This window comes from Neobacillus cucumis, assembly GCF_016908975.1.
GTDB classification, from domain to species: Bacteria; Bacillota; Bacilli; order Bacillales; family Cytobacillaceae; genus Neobacillus; species Neobacillus cucumis.
In genome coordinates, this window is record NZ_JAFBEX010000021.1 from 17,543 (window position 1) to 33,975 (window position 16,433).

13 protein-coding genes and 1 pseudogene are annotated in these 16,433 nt (G+C 36.3%); 2 read left to right on the top strand and 12 right to left on the bottom strand.

Annotation, left to right across the window (positions count from 1 at the left end):
* Positions 1 to 230 precede the first annotated feature (230 nt).
* The 7 genes and pseudogenes from JOC76_RS22775 to JOC76_RS22800 all read right to left on the bottom strand — a co-directional run bounded on the left by JOC76_RS22775 (position 231) and on the right by JOC76_RS22800 (position 8,075).
* Positions 231 to 767, bottom strand: a complete 537-nt coding sequence (locus tag JOC76_RS22775; RefSeq protein WP_205181069.1) for a sugar O-acetyltransferase — start codon at positions 765 to 767, stop codon at positions 231 to 233.
* Between the two features lie 214 nt (positions 768 to 981).
* Entirely contained in the window at positions 982 to 3,459 is a 2,478-nt protein-coding gene (locus JOC76_RS22780) for a restriction endonuclease-like protein (RefSeq protein ID WP_205181070.1), read from the bottom strand.
* Positions 3,431 to 6,013 (bottom strand): MrcB family domain-containing protein, encoded by a 2,583-nt coding sequence (locus JOC76_RS22785; RefSeq protein ID WP_205181071.1) that lies wholly within the window; start codon positions 6,011 to 6,013, stop codon positions 3,431 to 3,433. The genes JOC76_RS22780 and JOC76_RS22785 overlap by 29 nt, the downstream gene beginning before the upstream one ends.
* A 300-nt stretch (positions 6,014 to 6,313) precedes the next feature.
* A pseudogene (locus tag JOC76_RS30205) lies at positions 6,314 to 6,639 on the bottom strand (nucleoside triphosphate pyrophosphohydrolase).
* 61 nt (positions 6,640 to 6,700) lie between these two features.
* Positions 6,701 to 7,222, bottom strand: a complete 522-nt coding sequence (locus tag JOC76_RS22790) for a hypothetical protein (RefSeq protein WP_205181072.1) — start codon at positions 7,220 to 7,222, stop codon at positions 6,701 to 6,703.
* Positions 7,223 to 7,361: 139 nt separating this feature from the next.
* A complete protein-coding gene (locus tag JOC76_RS22795; protein WP_205181073.1) occupies positions 7,362 to 7,598 on the bottom strand; it encodes a hypothetical protein in 237 nt (78 codons plus the stop codon).
* Positions 7,599 to 7,625: 27 nt separating this feature from the next.
* A complete protein-coding gene (locus JOC76_RS22800; protein WP_205181074.1) occupies positions 7,626 to 8,075 on the bottom strand; it encodes a ribonuclease H family protein in 450 nt (149 codons plus the stop codon).
* A gap of 904 nt (positions 8,076 to 8,979) precedes the next feature.
* Here JOC76_RS22800 and JOC76_RS22805 point away from each other — a divergent pair.
* Positions 8,980 to 9,762 (top strand): SGNH/GDSL hydrolase family protein, encoded by a 783-nt coding sequence (locus tag JOC76_RS22805; RefSeq protein ID WP_205181075.1) that lies wholly within the window; start codon positions 8,980 to 8,982, stop codon positions 9,760 to 9,762.
* 464 nt (positions 9,763 to 10,226) lie between these two features.
* Here JOC76_RS22805 and JOC76_RS30585 read toward each other — a convergent pair whose 3' ends face one another.
* Positions 10,227 to 11,387, bottom strand: coding sequence for an SEC-C metal-binding domain-containing protein (locus JOC76_RS30585; RefSeq protein ID WP_205181076.1), 1,161 nt, complete (start codon positions 11,385 to 11,387; stop codon positions 10,227 to 10,229).
* A 102-nt stretch (positions 11,388 to 11,489) separates the two neighbouring features.
* The gene (locus JOC76_RS22815; RefSeq protein WP_275591402.1) at positions 11,490 to 12,092 is read right to left on the bottom strand and encodes a thermonuclease family protein; all 603 of its coding nucleotides are present in this window, start codon (positions 12,090 to 12,092) and stop codon (positions 11,490 to 11,492) included.
* Positions 12,093 to 12,778: 686 nt separating this feature from the next.
* On the opposite strand from JOC76_RS22815, the gene JOC76_RS22820 reads away from it, so the two are divergent.
* Positions 12,779 to 13,630 carry a hypothetical protein gene (locus JOC76_RS22820; RefSeq protein WP_239557911.1) on the top strand — a complete coding sequence of 284 codons (852 nt, stop codon included), beginning with the start codon at positions 12,779 to 12,781 and terminating at the stop codon, positions 13,628 to 13,630.
* Positions 13,631 to 13,811: 181 nt separating this feature from the next.
* On the opposite strand, the gene JOC76_RS22825 is transcribed toward JOC76_RS22820, so the two are convergent.
* The 3 genes from JOC76_RS22825 to JOC76_RS22835 all read right to left on the bottom strand — a co-directional run bounded on the left by JOC76_RS22825 (position 13,812) and on the right by JOC76_RS22835 (position 16,389).
* The gene (locus JOC76_RS22825) at positions 13,812 to 14,552 is read right to left on the bottom strand and encodes a YybI family spore inner coat protein (RefSeq protein ID WP_372441995.1); all 741 of its coding nucleotides are present in this window, start codon (positions 14,550 to 14,552) and stop codon (positions 13,812 to 13,814) included.
* 447 nt (positions 14,553 to 14,999) lie between these two features.
* The gene (locus tag JOC76_RS22830; protein ID WP_205181079.1) at positions 15,000 to 15,725 is read right to left on the bottom strand and encodes an amino acid ABC transporter ATP-binding protein; all 726 of its coding nucleotides are present in this window, start codon (positions 15,723 to 15,725) and stop codon (positions 15,000 to 15,002) included.
* Positions 15,712 to 16,389 (bottom strand): amino acid ABC transporter permease, encoded by a 678-nt coding sequence (locus JOC76_RS22835; RefSeq protein WP_239557912.1) that lies wholly within the window; start codon positions 16,387 to 16,389, stop codon positions 15,712 to 15,714. Before JOC76_RS22835 ends, JOC76_RS22830 begins: the two co-directional genes overlap by 14 nt.
* Between the last annotated feature and the right edge of the window lie 44 nt (positions 16,390 to 16,433).

Here is a 16,433-nt window from a genome sequence, read left to right on the forward strand (position 1 = left end):
CTTTCTTACTTTAAGATTTTCATAGCGTAAATTGTGCCACTTATAATTCAACTTTATAGATAACTATGATCCTTTTTAACCACACATGCCTTTTCAATTAGGTTGACTACAAGCAGTGTGCAGCGGTCATCAACTTTAAACGAAGCTCCGTTAGTTGAACAAAAAAAGCGATCCTTTAAAGGACCGCACAGTTAAACGCAATATATAATCTTTCTTGTAGCAAAAGAAATTTATATATTTTTCAGTATCTTTGCAGGATTTCCCGCGACTATTGAATTAGTAGGTACATTTTTTGTAACAACAGAACCAGCAGCAATAATTGAGTTATCCCCAACGGTGATTCCAGGTAAAATAACACAGCTACCACCAATCCAGACATCATTTCCTATCTTTATTGGAATAGCATAACCACTCTTATTCCTATCTTTAGGTTCAATTGAATGACCAGCTGTATATAGTCCAACATTAGGACCAATCATACAGTTGTCACCAATCCTTACTTCTGCCATATCTAAAATCGTACAGTTATATCCAGCATAGAAATGATCACCAACATGAATGTTGTATCCTAAGTCACAATGGAAATTATGCTCAATACTTGGATTTGCTCCAACACTTCCAAACAATTCCTTAATAATTTCCTCTTTCCTTTTTGAATCTTCGACTGGACAATTGTTGAATTCTTGAACAAGTTTATGGGCACGGATATTCTTTGTTCTTAATTCTTCGGTGCCTCGTTCGTAATAAATTTTCTCTTTATTCTCCATATTTAATCCCCTTTCTTCAGTTATTAATAAAATACCACATTTATTTAAAGTAACCTGCCACGTTACATCAATTGAAAAAAGGGTTTCCAGTTATTCCAACATAACTCATTAACTAAACAAAGTGTCATTTAACCATAAGGATATATAAGTAAAATTTTAAAAAAGAAGATAGGTCCCTCTCATAGAGGGATTCTATCTTCTTTTCCATTCGAACTCAAAAGGATAATATCCCCATTAACACTCTAAAAACCCCAGTAGGATTCCTCTCAAAATCCTCAATGGAAACATCCTTTTTTACTCCGTTTTTAACAAATTCAATTTGTCGTTCATGTTTGTTCATTATAATTCTAATATTCTTAATTCTATATTCCATTACTCTGGATGCCTTAGCTAAGTCTGTTTCATCTAAATTTAACTTAATTCGATCGGACACCCTCCGCAACATTCTCCAAATCAGCATTTCTTCCTTTGATTTCATAAACAATTCAGGAAGCTCCATTGCTTCTTTTAAGGTATTGAATGTTGTGAGAATATAACTGGAGATTCCATAATGCACAGGCTTAATGATAGGATTAAGGTTGATCCAATATCCGACCTTGAAGTTGATAACATCTATTCCACTAACTCTTTCTGGCTGAACCTCTTGAATTTTCCCATATACCAATACTCCATATTCCGCACATACTCCACTTTTAACATATAAGGCAACATACTTGGCTTCCTGCCAACCCTTTTTCAATTTCTCAACAGGAATGGAATAAAAGCCTTGTTTAATAAAATGATCATAATCTTCCGCATTTGAAACAAGCCCTACAAAAACCTTTTCATCGAGACTAGATTTCCATTTAGCTAATGTACCGCGTGGCAGAATCCCTTCCTGCTGGATTTCCTCTGGACTTTTGTCGATCAATCTCTCCACAAATCGTTGCACTAAGGATGTGGCATTTGGTAAGAATGGCAGCCCGCCAATGTTTACTTTATTTATACTTTCGTAAAAATGATGGCCGTGATAGGTTATTTCATCATACCACGGAAACAAAACATATGCCCCAAAGGCTGTCCTTTCATAAGGACCGTCAACCGCTGACGCAACAATCGAATCACGGTAACGATGCATTGTGTTGATATCGTCTTCTATAGGGCCTGGTGTTTTGTAGCGTTTTTGATAATAGCTGTCAGCTTGGGCATAATCGATTCGGTATTTGGCATCAAATATATAATTAAAGGTGTAATCTCTTCCTCTCTTCTCGATGCTTAGCATGGTATCCGGCTTCTGAGGAAGAGTAGGTAACCCGCCTTCATATTTCTGATAGGTCAAGACAATTTCTTCATTCGTAATGGGATGTTGATAAACACGTTTTGCCGTTTTATTAACTTCGAGATTAACAAACAATCCCTCACGATTGACTTGGACTATGTCCTGGCTTAAGAGCTTATACTTTCGACCGAGGATTTGTCCAAGCTTAAGAAAGGTCCAATATTCATATAAAGTCGCTACATCCTTAACGGACATCTGATAAATTTTTCCTTCCAGAACCAATCCCTTTGAAACGATTAAGTAAATTTGAAATGCATCCCTATAGCCCGTGCCCATTTGCAAAACCAAACTCATCACTGACCGGTCCAAATTCCCAATTTTCATCCAAAAAGAATTTTTCAACCTTCCCTGAAGTTGGTTGATCATTGTGTTTATCCCTTCAACCAGGTCAGGATCTGGATCCACTAAGGAACGTTTATTCCAATTTATAGCGCTCTCAAGTAAATCCTCTAGCTTATGTACGAGTCTTACCATCGTCCACTTTATATACCGGTTTTCAATCGTGTCGAAGGTTAAGTCTTTCTTTATTCGTAAACCTTCTATCGGCATAAGACGCTTACTTCCAAAAGGGATTCCTTTTTCTACCTCAGCAAATCCACTCGATCGCTTACGTAAATAATTTCTACTGGTTGAATCTAACTTCCTTAGCTGATCCCCTCTTGCCTTTTCATACGTTTTTTCCAGTTTATGATGAGGCTGTTTTTCAATTCGTGAAATCGCTTGTAAAAATTGGAGAAAATGATGGTTAATTAAACGATAAAACTCTGTTCTCGAAGGCTTCCCTTCCAGTTTGAGTTTTGCTCCTAAATACGTTTTACGAATGAAATGATAAGCCAAATTGTAAATCTCATCATTTACATCTTCTAATAACTTATTGTAGTCATTTTTATAATCGAGCTTAGAAGGAAATATCTCTAACGTTACTTCTAATAACGTTTTGTTGCTAGCTCGGATTTCAAAGGTCGTAAACCCAACTTCATTTTGAAACTGAAGATTCCCCATCAGCATAGACTGTTGGCCAATCTTAACAAGTGAAACCGATTGTCTCAATAGCGGATGTTCATGATAAAAGGTCAATTCTTGACCGTTCTTCGGTAAAACGATGAGTTGATAAACTCCATTTTCAAAAAAAATGGGCCGTAACCTCGAAGGCTCTACTAGTTGCTGTTGATTAATATCGTACACCTTGATTTCTTGTATGGTGTCGCCTTGTACAGAAAATTCCATTACATCATGATAGTCCATGCTACGGTACTGCTTTAATCCTTCGTACCGATTATGATAGGGTTTTCCTTTTAGAATCAGAGATAATTCGTCTGTTTCAATTTGAATTAATTCAACATCTTCACGAGATCCAGAAGGAAGTGAAGCCATCTTCTAACCTCCTAAGCATTTCAACGACCTTTGCTGCACTATGAGGATATTTTACACCTTCAAGTTTCGCTACAGCTAAATCCATATCTTCTTCAAACTGTCTATTTGTAAATATTCGATACAATTCCTTCAACAAGTGATCAACTCGCGAATCGCTCCCGGCAATTCTCGGTAAAATCTTTTGTAATATACAATGGTCAAGTGCATGATCATAGTCCATTAATTGGCTTTCAGAGTTATATGCCATATAAAAACAAATTTCATCGCGTACCCGGTAACCCACGTTCGCATTAATCAATTGAAGGGCTTCATTCATTTTAACTAACTCTTCCGTCACTCGTTCTATTAAAGTGGTATGCTTTTGATAAACATCCTTAAGATGAAGGTAGATAGATGCAATGGATTCCTGCCCAATAATAGCTGGCTCGATTTCCTCTAATTCAGTTAAAAAAGCGAGATTTGCAAGCTCGACCCGGTTGAACTCAATCGTGTTCGCCCTGTCCAATACCTTTTTACTAAATGGATGAGTGGTTTCATCCATATTTACGGTCCCGATGATATATAGATTATTCGGCAACTTAAAATCTTCACCAGCTGTTTCCTCAGATAACAAAGTCGATGAAACAATTTTCCCATCTTTCCATTTGCGGCTTTCCATCACACTTAAAATATCGCTAAAATAATACTCTACCCGTGCTAAATTCATTTCATCTAAGAGTACAAAATAAGGAAAATTAGGGTTATTTTTCGCTCTCTTGATTATCTTGGTCAGCGGTCCTTCTTTAAAATCTCCTTTAATGTCCACATAGCCGAGTAAATCGGACCCATCATTCCAATCTGGTCGAATTGGGATCAAAGCAAATTGTCCATTTTCTTCGGTTGCCCCTATGCTTTCAGCAAACCATTGAACCATTTTTGTTTTGCCTGTTCCAGAAATACCGGAGAGAATCACAAAAGGCTTCGTTTTAATTGAAAGGAATAAGTTAATTATCTCTTCTCTTGTGTAATAGAAGCCTTTACTTCTAATATAGGAGAAGATATGTTCAATTAACTCTTTATCATTTAAATTGGTAGTTCCAGTTTCACGAATTATGTACTGTTCTTTATGAATACATTCTGTAGTCTCGTAGCCATTTCTTTGCGCAATATAATCCTCATAAATCCTAACCATTTCCTGAAGATCCGTAACTAATGTACTTTCATTTGGTATGTTGTCAAAATGGTATGCAATATACGCAGCAGTAGACTGAGCATATTGTCGAGCTTTAGAACTGATACCTAAACTGAAGTCGTCATCCTTTCTCACTTTACTTGATGCTGGTATTGATTCACGGATCTCTTCCTTTATTCGTTGCATCTCGTCCTTTGAGGTTTCCGTGACTCCTTGGGCAAGTGTAAGGTAAACAGTTTTCATATCCTCACTAAATAGATAGACAATATAATACCCACGCTGAGTAGATACCGTTATTTTCCTATTCATTATGGCAATCCAGGGGACAGCTGCCCAATTTCCTTGACCCACAGACCCGGTTACTACGTATTCTGCCGAATCGATAAAATCTAAACGATAGAACTCTAAAGGAATGTCATTTCGAACAAAAGCTCCCAGTGGGTGGCCACCGAATCCTTCCCGTTTGGCATCAAGGTACTCTTCCATTACTTTCAAAAGACTACTTCTTGTATCACTCATTATTACGTGCTCCTTTGTGCTATATGTTTCGAAGAAATCTTCGGTTGGCAGCCATTCATGGTCAATCATTTGGGTGTTTTCTAGCCACATAAAGAGATTATTCGTTCTTTCTTTTGCAACAGATTCCACCATGAGATTGTCTCCTCTTGAATTACGAACTATCAGCATTCCTAATTCTTCAAGAGCAGTCTTCTTTTCTCTCTTTGAAAAATTCTGTAGAAGATCTAAACAAATCAGTGCAATCCTAAAATATCCAAGATTTAAAAGAATTCGTTTTATGTATAAATCCTTATTTTCGCCATTAATATATTCATCTAATTGGAATTGATTCACTTCATTAAATTCATTAATAAATCCAAGCAACCGTACATCCTGCCTGCTACGAGTCTTTACTCGGTATAGGTTGCCTTCAATATGTTTACTTAATTGTGTTGGATCGAACGTACCTTCTACTACTTCATTTAAGAACTCTTTTACTTTATGATACTGGTCACTTGGTAACTCGTCTGTTTGAAATTCTCTTAAGGAAATAGATTTGGTCTTTCCACTAATAGAAGCTTCTACAAAAGGTAGGTTTGTGAAGAAAGCCATTAAAAAAGAAGTTCTACCTCTGGTCTTATTAAAATCATTTGCAGTGGCTTTCCTAACACTAATAAATTCCTGCCAGCCTTCAAGAATAAAATCAAATGAAATAAACTCAAATGGTTCTTGTTTTTCCCCATTTTGGAATTTACTTCTTGATGATTCGGTTTCAACATAAATCCCCTTCTGGTCGACCTTTGAAATTTTATTTTCTTTTTTCGTACTTAATGTTTTAACGTTACTTAATCTTTTTGATAGTTCAATAACGATATTCTCTAACAATCGAAATCACTCCGGATGTTCATTAAATAAACCATTTAGTTTATTTTGCCGATTATATATTAAATAACATTTTCTGTAACGATCCTTTTATTGAAGAACAAACTAAAAAGAGCTTTGTTAGCTCTTCTTAGTTTGCATTTTATAACTAATCCTCACCATAAAATTTACCAACCAAGTGATTTTGTTGTCAAATAACAAACCACGGTTTTCATCTCAAAAGAAGAAAAGCATAAAGATAGTGACTGCACCTTAAATCTTATCTATTAAATAAGTTAGAGTTTCTATGTAAATAACTGTACCTTAATTATCCTCAACCTCAATTAAAAAATTTTCTCCTTAAACCCACCTCTTTTTTCTGCTTTCATTTGTCGTACTTTTTCAACTGCAGGAAAAGATGATCCATGAGCCTCAGCAAACGTACGAATTATTTCTAATAGATCGGCCAGCTCTTCAATTGCATCATCATCATTTTTAGCATTTACATTTTCAGTTAGTTCTTCTAAGCACTTATTTTTTAATTCTTTTATATATTCATCATCATTAAGAACTCTTATAGAAAATTATTTCCCTGTGCTTTCAATTACTTCTGGTATACTGTCGCGGACTAATCTATTATGAATAGTCATATTAAGTAACCCAAATCAATAAATACTGATAAAGACAATTATAGAACTTTTCGAAGATTTATTATAAAGAAAAGTAAAATTCTTTAATTTTTTGTGCCATTTGTCTTCTTCTTAGTTCTAGAAATTCATTATATTGATCGTATTCCATTTCAAAGATTTCAAGAGGAACAGAATTTTCTTTTAGATTTGCTTTTAATATATTCAAGTCATCAATCTCACCTAATTTTATTTGTTTAGTACAACATTGCTCCATCATCCTTAGCATATATTCTTTTGGGGATTGATCTTTGATAGCTATATTTATTTCTTGTTGTGTGTATACATAATTGGCTATTTGATTATAGTGTCCACGGTTTGAAATTCCATTTCTCTGTAAATACTTTTTTGGAAAGATATGATGGATATCCCCTCTTTCCTCAATAAGATGTTTAACTTCGACCACTTTGGATAGAAATCCTTTATCTCCATTTTTTATTTGAGCCATAAAGAAGAGGTTGAAATATGGGCTGCTTGCAACAGAAGTATTTAGACGGGTAACTAAAATATTATTCCAAAACGCTTCTGACAACTCGCCTTCTTCCACATTCTGAACATATTTCTCAACGTTCTCTACTTGTTGAAAACGACGAACATCATACTCGAAAGTGGATAGCGGAGTTTTCCATTTTATTGATTTTTAAAAAATAGTTTATAGTTGTTTAAACACACCTAATCCCGCATGGTTAATATTTTTTTGAAGATAAATAATGTTCTATTGTTTTCACATATGTATTCCAATCCTTATAACATTCTTGTATTTTTTGTTCCAAAATGGGGGTAATTTGTAGTTCTTCGTTGTATATTCCATTTCGACGCATGTTTTCTAGCCTATTTATATATTGATTTACAGAATTCCCCTTTAGTTTTATTTCACCTTTTTTTAACATATGTTTCTGCTCTAAATATGCTTTAAATTCCATTACCTTCAGCCTCCTCCGCTTTACAAATTATTTCCTTCCAAAATCAGCCTTTACTTCACCCCATCGATCTGTTTCCCATTTGATAATTTTAGTATTATAATCATTTTCCAAGAGCCATTTTTCAGCTCTTTCGATTAATTCCCAAACTCTTTTTGTCTCTTTATTTCTATGCAAGGAAGTATTTGCTCTCTTTACCTTCACCCATTTAATAGCAGTTAATGAATCAGAATAGATTGGGAAGTTCTTTCCATGCTTTATTAGAAATCCTAAACCATGGACTATTGCTAAAAATTCCCCGATATTATTCTTTCCAAGTATAGGACCAAAATGAAATAGAACTTCTCCTGTATTTGTATAAACACCTTTATATTCCATTACCCCTGGATTTCCACTACAAGCTGCATCTACACATATACTTTCTTCGATATATGTTGTATTTTCAAAAAGATTAAAAGATTGCTGGCTTCCAGTTTTCACATCTTCCTTTTTTACTTTGGTTGTTGGGCTATATTCCTGTCCTTTTACATATGCTTCCTTTGGCTCATCTAATGAAGAAAATGATTTATATTTGGAACCACCTCTATCATCTATAAATTTAAATATTTTTTATTTCGGTTAATTTGGGAAATAATATGACCTACCCTTTGGTCCTTAAATAGTCTATATGCAGGAGTTTAATAAATATTTACTCATATATAAAAGCCTATTCCTAATACAAATGACCTATTTTGATATTCGACATTTTCAGTAAAATTCCTTTTTAATGACATTAATTAACCCTACTAACTATAGCTAATAGGGTTAATTTTTATAAAAGGTAACATACTTACCGTTTCCGTTTCTTATCTTTCTTCATTTGCATTTGTTAGTCGCCTATTGCTTCTCTTTTATAGATTTTCTTATTTGTACATTCTTGTTAAAAAAAAGAAATGCAAGAATCACGCTGCCCGTGTTCATGGCAGCTACAAATTGTTACTATACCATCTGCACTAAGGATTTTACAAAAAGAGCTACCCCTGTCTCTAGTGAAAAGTATTAATTTTCGGACCATAGTTCCGTTTCTTAAAATATTCCATGTCCCCCAACCATTCCCTCCTCCAGCTTCATGATTTCTGGATCGATACCAAAGAATCTTTCTTAATATTTCTTCCGATAAGTCAGAGTTTAAGAGAGTTATTTTTATATTTTGATACTGAAATTAATTTTTAAATCCATAAACATTTCTTCAAATAAAGATAACTCTGAGTAAAAAAGTGTCTTCACTGTAGTAGAGACAGACCCTCAAGCAAAATAAATGAATGAAACAGTTGGACAGTTGCCGTTTCTTATTCTTACTTAGAATAATAGTATATTATTAATTTCATTGAGAGGAGGTTATTATGTGTCTGATTCACACGAACCCCATCACCACCCTTGCTTTCGATATACAGCTCTTGGAAATTCCATTGCCTTTGGAGAGGGTGCTTCATTTACAGTCAATGATACTGGACACCACGGATACGGATACGTATATTACTTTCGGGATTTCCTGTCGGCGATTTTCCCATGTGTGAATTTAACCAATCTTGCCGTTCCTGGTGACACTAGCACTAATTTACTTCAACGGCTGCAAACCAACCTGTTTAGAGAAGCAGTAAAAAAAGCAGATTTAATTACCATCAGTATTGGTGCTAACGATTTATTGGAATGCCTTGCTCAGCTCCCCCCTGCCATTCCTGCCTGTTTGTCAGATGCCGTTGCAACTTTCGCCCTCAACTGGCCACTAATCATGGAAGATATCCGAAAAAGGATTCTATCCCACGCTAAAATTTTGGTAATGACTGTTTACAATCCTGTCCCAGCTAATAACCCAAGATTTTCCCTTGCTGAGCCCTTTATTCGGGGTATTAACCAAGTGATGAAAGCAAACCGTTTTAAATTTGATTATAAAGTGGTTGATGTTCATGATGATTTTCTTGGACCATTCACTGATACCACACAATCGAAGGTTTGTACATGGACACATTTCTGCACGACACAAGATCCACATCCTACTGACGCAGGTCATTTGGAGATTGCTCGCTTGCACGAATTAGCATTTCTGAAGAATCATCAGAAAAAGCTTCACCTTAAAGGTGATGATGAAAGCTGTGACGAAAGCAGTAGTGATGAAAGAAGTGACTAAAGGTTCAAATACTTAGCATGATAAGACCGTTCCTCATTTCTGTGGGCGGTCTTTCTTTGGACATGTTTACCCCAAGCCGACTCTCTCGTAAGAGGATTGTTGATTAAAGCCAATAAAACTCCCCATTAAGGAGCTATAAGAATTTCTTATTAAATTTGTTTATTTTCGTGTTTTCTCCAATGATAAAGAAATAATCTCCTTTTTCAAAAAGTATTTCTGCAAAGTGAGATAAAATAGGTTCTCCATCTCTGATAAGAAAAGAAACGATAAGTCCATATTTTCACCAGAAATCCAAACTGCTCAGTGAATTCCCAATCATTAGTTCCGGTACTTCTATCTCAATCTAGAATAGAGTTCTTCATCATTTAGCAATTAACGACAAGCTGGTTATTTTAATAAAAAACGGCTGAATATAAAGATATCAGCCGTTCTTAATTATCGATTTTAAATTAATAAATCCATTATCAACCGCAACACTTTTTATATTTTTTCCCACTTCCACATGGACATGGGTCATTTCGGCCTACTTTATTTTCTTTTCGGACAGTAACACTTTGTTGCAGATTCTTTTGATTGCTAGCATTTCTAAAATGCAGCTCACTCTCCATAACGGCTTGTTTCCACAACTCAATGTCAGGGTGCTGCTGACCTAAAATTGAATAGTAACCATAAACCGTTTGTTCAATATCCACAAGGCCAGAGGAATACTCTTTTTTCATATGATCACTTATTTCGGGTACTGCCTTTATGGATAACTGGTGACAGAGGGCTTCAATCAGTATATCTTGATCATCGAGTTTTTCTGCCTCATGATAGGCTTCTCTTAAAACCTGAATCGCGAGATCTGATTTAATATTTTCCACAATGGAAGCAGCAAATATGATCGATTCCGATTGTCGTAAGTAAGGTACTGCCTGTTTCACAACCTCATCCGATTGAAAACCAATTAATGCCGTTGCGACTTCTTCTAACAGAATATCATCATCACGGATTAACAAACTTGTCAGCAATGGGATATACTTTTCCAGCCTTAATAATCCGATCATATAAATTGTCAGAATCCCATTAAATGAAAACCATTGCTCTTTTAATTCCTCCTTAAGAACTAAATCAATTTCCTCTTCAGTAATCCAGCCGTTATGCACAATACATGCTGCCAGTTTTTTCGCCTTTATGTATAGATCCTGTTGGTAAGATGCAGCACGCTCAAGATCATTTAACGTTTCCCCATATTCTGTATAAACTTCTTCTTCCGTCCCGTTTACTACTAGTTCATATAACGGCCACATTTCCTCTCGAATAAATTTTTTCAGTGGCTCCCTATTTTTTAGCGCAAGTTTCGGGTCAATACGTGCTACCAAATTCAATGCTAAATGGACCTTGGACTGATCCATCTTCGGGATATTTCCGATCAGAATTTTGATTGATTCTTCATTGATTGTCTGATTTTCTACAAAGATGAGAATGGAGGTTTGCTTTTCTTTATTGTTAAACGCTTCTTTCAAAAGTTCTACTGTCCATTCTTCCGGAACATTAGGAAAATCGTGCAGTGCATTAAGTACCGTTTCTTGAATTAAAAAATCATTGCTTATTAAGTGTGGTTTTATTTTTTCCAAAAATGTCATCCTATAAGTCCTTTCCTACCGCATTTGCTTAAACCCCATTATATCCATACTTAAATGGGCAAAACAATAAAGTAAACAGAATATGCTATGTTAATTCATAATCTATTGAACACACCCATTAAATCCCCATTTTGTTACAAATCCCGGTCGACTCCAAATGTTTAGTTTCCTCCTTTTTGCTATCCTTTCATCCTCTCTAAATAAATCCAAATATTTATAGGGTGGTTCTATTATAAAACCCACGCGTGCGAATCCTTCTTTAAGCAGTGTTTCTTGAACAGATTTTCCATCTACAAAAACATATGCTAATAGTCTCCCATACGAATCCCTGGTCCTTCCATTCTCCCATTCTATCGTTATGGTGCCGCCTTTCACTAGCTCATTATTCCTTGCGTATGCTTCCCTTGCATAAGGCTGGACACACATGTCTGGCTTTTTCGATTCTGATGTATCTATTAATAAATAACGAACCGTTTCCAATTTCCCATTGACTCTTACTTTAATTGTATCGCCGTCAATGGTATTCACTAATGTGACGGGGACTTGGACATCTGGGGAATCCATCGCTTCAGTCTTACGTGATGAATTCCATATCAGCTCACTCTGCTGTAGGCTAACCCTTGGTTTTATTTCTTCTTGCTGAGGAGTTAATGCTAGAAGCGTTGTGGCTGTTACTAATGAGACACCTGTTATTTTTTTTAGCAAAGACAATACCTCCCTCACTACAAGCTTCAGCATTTATCATCTGGCCATCTTCAATGTTTATATATGGTTCGATGAAGAAAACGGACATTATTTTTTTCATGATGATGTGAACATTTTATAAAAAAATTCGTACAACCTCACTTCCCTTTTTAAACTCCTGTAATCTAAATATAGGTCCCCCTATTAATCTAACTGTTATAGCTAAATGTTGATTTCATTGTGTATGAAAAATAAACGGTAAAATTCCGTTTAAATTGCTAAATAACCCTAATTCCTTAAAAATAAAGGAAGTTTTTCCGTTTATATTATCCAAATCTTTGAATTTTGTCTTATTTGGAGCGGTTAAGCGGAATATCTCCGCTTATATCTGCTTCTTGTGCTTCCTCTATAAAAAATAGCCGGAAATTCTCCGCCTATGAATCTCATACATACACGAATATCAACAATGAATAATAACAGCTCCAATCTTTAAAATAAATTTGATACAAAAATACGCCAATTTGCAAAAAAACGGATTCAAAATTAGAATTTGATGTCCAAAAAAGGGGTTTTTAAGCAAAAAATGGCTCCAAATTCGAATTTTTGAAATTCGAATTCCTTAGCCAAAACCGCTATCTTAGAAATGCCAGAAGTGTGGGATTGCCACGTTAGCTGGCCTAGATTAAGTGATAAGGTGGCTAAAAAGTATGAATTTAAAATCTGGCAATATTGAGGGATTTGAGCCGTTTTCGCAATTCGAAAGTTTAAAGGAGTTTAACCGCCATATGGAAATGTGGCTGCTCGATCACAAGAAAGATTTTTCAAAAGGTGAATTAATAGGATTAAAAGGCTTAGAGCGGTTCTCTGCCAAAATCCCTGGTGTTTGTAATGCCAAAATTGGAACCATTTTAAAAGCGATTAATCAACAATCTAAAGAAAACATCCTCTCCCGTTCGACTTTTAAACGGATGATTCTTAAAGGCAAAAAATTGGGGCTTTTCTCTGTCTATGAAACTGAAAGGAGCAACGGTTCCCAATCCAGCAATCTTTATGTATTTAATCGTTTTCCTCCAAGTGAACCACCCAAACAACCTAGCATGAGCCACCGTAATAAAACTATTAATCTTTTAAAAACTGAAAGAGATAAAAAGATAAAAAAACGTATAGAGGATCCGTCTAAATTAGATTACACGTATGTGAGCAATCGTGTTCCACAGCCTTTCGTTGAAATCGTTAAATGCTTCTTTCCAGATGCAAAGGTGATCGAAGAATATTGGCATATGGCCCAAATCCTTGCCTATGGCTATGAACTAGACCATGAAAAAGATTTAATCGTTAACCTTGCCATCCAATCCTTTAAGCAGTTAATTCGAAAACTGAAGTTGACAAATGCTGTAAAAAAACCGATTGCTTACTACTATGGAATCTTAAAAGAGAAATTTTTTCAGTATTATGAGGAGATGCTTTACGAAAAGCGCGCAGCAGGACTGATTCAATCTAAACCGATTGGTTTTGAGTATAATGGGGAAAGATTTGAGTGGGATTGGTTGAATTTATAAATTTTTGCCTGTGAAATATGGATAGGAAGGCTGGTAAGGATCATTGGGGTACAATAAAGCCTCCCCCTTTCTTTAATCACTTCATCTTTTCATGTATAGGAGATGTATAAGAAACACCAAAGGAAGCAGTGGAGTTCAAGAATGACTTTTTTAAGCACTCTTTCTTTTATATGTCCGGCTATCACAGTTCGCCGTCAAAAATGGCCACTGTTTGCCTTTCAGGACCAAATTCCTGACCGTTCCATTTCAATAGAGTCAGTACAGTTCCCAGACTGTCCGCATTGTACCTGCCGGCAATCCTTTGATAGGCTTGGAGTTCAAATAGATGATCTCTGTTAAAATCAATGGGATATAAACCAGACAAAGGATTCACCCACCCATTAATGGGAGTCTTTAAAATACCTTGGGGGTTATAAATCTCCGATAGATATTCCTTCCCCTTGTATGTAATGTCAAGAATATACTTTTCTCTTAGATGATAGCTGATGACCTTTGCTCTATATTGATTTTCATATGTTACATCGTACTTAAAGGAATCATAGAAAGCATCCGAATCAAAAATCTGCCTTAATTGACCGTTCATATAAGAATAGTTATACGCATAAATTGTGCCGCCGCTTCCTCCGGTGTCCATGACTATTAAAATATCATCACCCTTTTTACCAGTAAAATTACCTAGAAAAAGAGTGGGATTGTAGCCAGAGTTATTTTTAAAATGAATGTGATCATAGTGATGGGTCCTGCCATTTTGGACAACCAATGTAATGTCTATCCAAAATGGACTATTAGGGGTTTTATAGGCAGTTAGAAAGACATTATCCTGTATCCCGTCTCCGTCAATATCTCCCCTCTTGACGGTTACGATGGTTGGACGATTGGGATGTATTTGTCTTGAATCAGCTGATTGCATTCCTGCCCGCATTTCTAAAAGTTTGTGCTTTGAAGGATAAGGATTGTGAAAAGACAATGCCATATCAATTGTTTGCATGGCTTCCGTTGTTAATCCGGCTCTGGCCTGCGTATTAGCCAAACAGTACCAATAATAGGGATGATTCGTTTCACGTATTTTTGTGTAATAGTGATGGAGCTCTTTATGGAAATCATTTGTGTCCATATGCATCCCACCTGTTTTATTATTCTCCATATAGATTTATGTACGAATTCATAGGCGCATTCCTAGGTCCGTTCAACCCAAACAAGAAATCCAAAGGATTAAAGGGCACACAAATAGGGCTGCCTCCGCAACCCAATCTAGAACTTCACCAAAAGGTTTTTTCTCCTTCATATTAAATAAACAATGGCAGAAATGTTTGGAGGAAAAAGATGAGTGCAATTCTTTTCTGAAAATAGCCGATCATCTTTTTTCTTTTTAATGTAAGATCTTCCCAAGAAAACTTCTAGTTCGCTCATTCTTAGGCGATTTAAACAATTCTTCAGGTTTTCCTTCTTCCATAATGCTGCCTTCGTCCATGAATAACACTCGGTCTCCAACTTCTTTGGCAAAACCCATTTCGTGTGTGACAACCACCATCGTCATGCCTTCTTTTGCCAGGTCCTGCATGACCTTTAAGACTTCGCCAACCATTTCAGGATCCAATGCGGAAGTAGGCTCATCAAACAACATCACTTCCGGCTTCATCGCAAGAGCACGAGCAATGGCAACACGTTGCTGTTGACCTCCGGATAACTCATCAGGAAAACTATTTTCTTTGTGTGCCAATCCTACCTTTTCAAGAAGCTGACGGGCAAACTTTTCACTTTCTTCTTTCGACATTTTTAAAACTTTCCGCGGGCCGACCGTAATATTTTCTAGTACCGTTAAATGATGAAACAAGTTAAAACGTTGAAAAACCATCCCGACCTTTTGACAGACTTTGTGTATATTTACTCTTGAATGGGTTATTTCCGTACCGGAGATGGTAATTTTTCCACCCGTTGCTATTTCCAAGCCATTTAAGCAGCGGAGAAAAGTACTTTTTCCACTGCCAGATGGACCGATGACAACCACCACTTCTTGCGGCTGGATTTCAACTGAAACATCTTTTAATACTTCAATAGGCCCAAAGGACTTTTTCAACTGTTCAACGCTTATCAATTTGCAGCCTCCTCTCTAGATAGCCGGCAAAACGTGTAAGGGAGAAAATGACGACAAGATATAAAAGAGCTACTTCGCCGTAAATTTGAAATCCTGCGAAGTTTTCTGCGATGATAATTTGACCTGTGTAAAGAAGTTCAACAATGGCAATTGGGGCTAACAAGGATGTATCCTTGATTGTTTGGGCAAATTGATTGACCAGTGGCGGAATCATTCGTTTAAAGGCCTGCGGCAAAATGATATGAATCATCGCTTGAGTACGAGTCATACCAATACTGTGGGCGGCTTCGCTTTGTCCGCGGTCCACGCCCAAGATTCCAGCGCGGATAATTTCTGTAATATAGGCCCCTTCGTTTAAGGCTAGGCCAATAGCAGCAGCAATGTAGGGATAAACGTCCGAGCCAAACCATTGGTTTAATGGAATTATCGTTGGCAACCCTAATGCTATAAAAAGAAGCTGTACTAAAAGCGGGGTACCGCGGAATACCTCAACATATACCCAGCTGATGCCCCGTAACACTTTAAAACGAGAAAGCTTGCATAATGCGGCTATAAGTCCAATAATACTGGCAAATATAATAGCGATCACTGAAAATTCAACGGTTCGCCACAAGCCATGCATTAATTGCGGGAAGGCGTGTTCCATAATACTCCAAGAATTCAAAGGTATATACCCCCTTAATAATAGAGAGAACTCACCTGATGGCG

What these genes read in the sequence shown, in the direction of transcription:
- JOC76_RS22825 (WP_372441995.1), bottom strand. Translation starts at nt 14,552, where the DNA reads ATGCGGGCAGGAATGCAATCAGCTGATTCAAGACAAATACATCCCAAT.
- JOC76_RS22780 (WP_205181070.1), bottom strand. Translation starts at nt 3,459, where the DNA reads ATGGCTTCACTTCCTTCTGGATCTCGTGAAGATGTTGAATTAATTCAA.
- JOC76_RS22795 (WP_205181073.1), bottom strand. Translation starts at nt 7,598, where the DNA reads ATGGAATTTAAAGCATATTTAGAGCAGAAACATATGTTAAAAAAAGGT.
- JOC76_RS30585 (WP_205181076.1), bottom strand. Translation starts at nt 11,387, where the DNA reads ATGACATTTTTGGAAAAAATAAAACCACACTTAATAAGCAATGATTTT.
- JOC76_RS22820 (WP_239557911.1), top strand. Translation starts at nt 12,779, where the DNA reads ATGAATTTAAAATCTGGCAATATTGAGGGATTTGAGCCGTTTTCGCAA.
- JOC76_RS22775 (WP_205181069.1), bottom strand. Translation starts at nt 767, where the DNA reads ATGGAGAATAAAGAGAAAATTTATTACGAACGAGGCACCGAAGAATTA.